This is a genomic window from Shinella sp. JR1-6, assembly GCF_004284735.1.
GTDB lineage: Bacteria > Pseudomonadota > Alphaproteobacteria > Rhizobiales > Rhizobiaceae > Shinella.
Window position 1 is genome coordinate 1 of sequence record NZ_SHMI01000118.1, and the last position, 1,140, is coordinate 1,140.

At 63.5% G+C, this 1,140-nt stretch carries 2 protein-coding genes; both read left to right on the forward strand.

The features are described from left to right. Window positions 1–231: IS66 family insertion sequence element accessory protein TnpB (gene tnpB / locus EXZ48_RS34635; RefSeq protein WP_130521604.1), on the forward strand; the 231-nt coding region annotated here is incomplete at its 5' end. A 45-nt stretch (window positions 232–276) separates the two neighbouring features. Next, on the forward strand, window positions 277–1,140 hold an 864-nt coding region (locus EXZ48_RS34640), incomplete at its 3' end, for an IS66 family transposase (RefSeq protein ID WP_130521606.1).

Here is a 1,140-nt window from a genome sequence, read left to right on the forward strand (position 1 = left end):
TGCGGGCACCTGTTCGTATTCCGCGGCCGAGGCGGCGGTTTGATCAAGGTGATCTGGCATGACGGCCAGGGAGCTTGCCTGTTCACGAAAAAGCTTGAGCGTGGACGCTTCATCTGGCCATCGGCAGCCGATGGCACGGTGGTAATCACGCCTGCGCAGCTCGGTTATCTGTTGGAAGGCATCGACTGGCGAATGCCGCAAAAGACCTGGCGGCCGACGTCCGCCGGGTGAGCGAAAGCACTGGAATGGCGGGGTCGAATATGATTCCATCCTGTCATGAGCGATGCGACCGAAGAGCTTCCGGACGACCTTGCCAGTGCGCTTGCACTGCTGGCCCAGGAACGCGCTCGACGTGTTGCAGCCGAAGCAGAAGCGGCGACCGCCAAGGCTGAAGCCGCCAGCGCAAAGGCACTCGTGTCGCATTCCGAGGCGCTGATCGCGCGGCTGAAGCTGGAGATCGACAAGGTTCGCCGTGAACTTTACGGCAGCCGGTCCGAGCGCGAGGCGCGGCTCCTTGAGCAGATGGAGCTGCAGCTCGAAGAGCTCGAAGCGGACGCCGGTGAAGATGAACTGGCTGCGGAGATCGCAGCCAAAGCTTCAGCCGTCAAAGCCTTCGAGCACAAGCGGCCATCACGCAAACCGTTTCCCGAACATCTGCCGCGCGAACGCGTCGTCATCGCCGCCCCGACGGCTTGCCCTTGCTGCGGCTCGGCCAAGCTGTCGAAGCTCGGCGAGGACATTACCGAGACCCTGGAGGTCATTCCGCGTCAGTGGAAGGTCATCCAGACGGTGCGGGAGAAGTTCACCTGCCGCGAGTGCGAGAAGATTGCGCAGCCGCCGGCCCCCTTCCATGTGACGCCCCGCGGCTTTGCCGGGCCGAACCTGCTGGCGATGATCCTCTTCGAGAAGTTCGCTCAGCACCAGCCGCTCAATCGCCAGAGCGAACGCTATGCCCGCGAGGGCGTCAACCTCAGCTTGTCGACGCTGGCCGACCAGGTTGGTGCTTGTGCCGCGGCGTTGAAGCCCATCCATTCGCTGATCGAGGCGCATGTTCTGGCGGCCGAGCGGCTGCATGGCGACGACACCACCGTGCCGATCCTGGCGAAGGGAAAGACCGATACGGGCCGCATCTGGACCTAT